A 2061-nucleotide genomic window follows, 5' to 3' on the forward strand; every position below is an offset into this window, starting at 1 on the left:
GGTTAGTGCGGCTTAAAAGTCCCGTATGTTCCGCCGCCACAATGCGACGAACTTCTCCCTGTTGATACATTTGGCGATAGTAGACTAAACCGGGGCGTTGGTCGTCTTCGTGGTAATGTCCCCCACAGCCTAAGCTGCGACAAGTTTCGGGTAAGTGGGAAGAAGTCGGAGAATGGGTGATTTGATGATAACAGCGATCGCAAGTAAGAACCTTTCCCCCTGGGTTAATTATAATCGCAGCCATGGGGATACCCCAAGCGCGACCTTGACCGCAAAAATGAGACTCTAGCAACTTCGCCCCCACCAAAGTCTCGCACGGTGAAGTGTAATATATCAATCAGTTGTTCCTTCAGTAGCAGCGTGTGGGGAGCAAATACTCGCATGGCCCAATCTTCGCACCAACTGCTTGTGTTTTTCCCAGAGATCACCCTTTCAAACTGCTTAGTTTTCGCCGCCCCATTTACCAGAAATTTCGGCGCGGGGACAGAAGGACACACCCCTGGCATATAAACTAATTTAGACAAAAGATATGTTTCGCCGCCACTGCTGATATAATTGCCTTGGGTGACAGGTTGCACAATCGCTCCCCGGTGGCGGAGATGATGCAATAAACCCACGATTAACTCCCTTACCCGGTCTTCACTCACTTTCCGCCGCGCTTCTATTTCATTACTGAGCTTTTGGTGTAGCGTCTTAGTCGCCGCCGTCAGGAATTGGGGGTTAAAGCTGACACTAGCGACCCCGCTGCGTTCCAAAGACGGACCGATCGCCCCTCGGTGTCCGAATTGCGTGACAATTTCCCACACCAGGCGCTTTTTGACTAACTCCAGTAACTCCGGTAAAGCCGTGTGGGGGTCTAATTTAGACTGATCGCCATTTAGGAAGTCGTCCCACTCCCGCAACCATTGCAGGTCTGTCGGTAGGAAAGTCGCGATATAATTTTCTGGGGTGGGGATTTTTTCCCGCCAATAGTCCGCAAAGCGATCGCATAATTCCGGCAAAGTCAGGGGATGTTGATATTCTCGCACTAATTGGAAAATTGCCGTGCGTAATATGCTACGATAGGTGCGGGCGTTATAAAATCCAGCCCGATGAGCAGCATCTTGTACCGAGTCGGAAAAGGTGAGTAGTTTCTTGTCCTGGTTGAACGGTGTCGTGTACAAGATGCCAATACTAGCGCTCGTCAGGCTGGCTGCTTGTGCGCCCAAAATTGATTGATAAGCCGTTCGAGTTGCCACAGAAAGGGCAGTCATGGTTAGATATTAACTGTTCCTGTCCGTTTCGGGTTACTGTTTGCGTCACCTCCTGGACTAACACCGGGATGAAATTATCCGCGTTGTTTTCCTTATGACAACCCCTACAGAATTCCGCCGAAGTTGGGTTAACCGTGAGACAGTGACGACAGAGGAGTTGAGTTTCCGGGTGAGACCCGTCGCCGGGAAACAGGAAGGACACTAACGGCTTCTGGCTGAAAAAGGCTTAATAGAAGCCGCGCAGGTCGTTGGGGATGAGTTTATTATTAGTCGTGGAATGGCGCACACCACCCCAACCCGTCGCCCCACAGTCGCGACAGTGCATGACCGGTAAGGTTTTCTGATTTTGGCGTAACTCTGGGGTGAGGTCGTCCGAGAAAGCAAGTTCCGGCTGCGACTCCACAGAAGCAACCATACGCTTGAGTTCCCGAAACCAGACCTGTACCCGTAATGTTACCCAAGAGGCTATGATTATTGTACCATTGGGGTTGTCAATTTGGCAACGTGCCGCGCTAATTAACGCGAAAATGCTATCCAGGAGAAGATAGCAATATTCTGGGTGTTGTTTGACCGGGAAGTGGAGACGGCTACCAATGCGATCGAGAATTTCCTCGTAGGTGCAGGATTTTTCCTTTAAAAATTAGGGGTCGAGATAGACCTCACGGTCTACCCCTCCCATTCAAAACCGTACTTGAGACTTTCACCTCATACGGCTCCTAGTTTGACCGTCTCCTTGTTAAGAGTACAGCATCATCKCTTCATCAAGAGCTGTTTTATCGTCGTGACAATGGCGATGTAATAATTGAAG

The 2061-nt window shown here is 50.0% G+C and carries 3 protein-coding genes; all 3 read right to left on the bottom strand.

Annotated elements, in window-relative coordinates; all coding sequences use genetic code 11:
• The coding region (locus B9T16_RS28070; protein ID WP_410246324.1) for a hypothetical protein at positions 1 to 244 on the bottom strand (244 nt) is incomplete at its 3' end.
• A complete protein-coding gene (locus B9T16_RS28075) occupies positions 225 to 1253 on the bottom strand; it encodes a hypothetical protein (protein WP_410246325.1) in 1029 nt (342 codons plus the stop codon). The genes B9T16_RS28070 and B9T16_RS28075, both read right to left, overlap by 20 nt.
• Positions 1254 to 1479: 226 nt before the next feature.
• Positions 1480 to 1668, bottom strand: a complete 189-nt coding sequence (locus B9T16_RS28080) for a hypothetical protein (RefSeq protein WP_014274257.1) — start codon at positions 1666 to 1668, stop codon at positions 1480 to 1482.
• Between the last annotated feature and the right edge of the window lie 393 nt (positions 1669 to 2061).

It is taken from the genome of Arthrospira sp. PCC 8006, from assembly GCF_046480465.1.
In the GTDB taxonomy this organism is placed as follows: domain Bacteria; phylum Cyanobacteriota; class Cyanobacteriia; order Cyanobacteriales; family Microcoleaceae; genus Limnospira; species Limnospira platensis.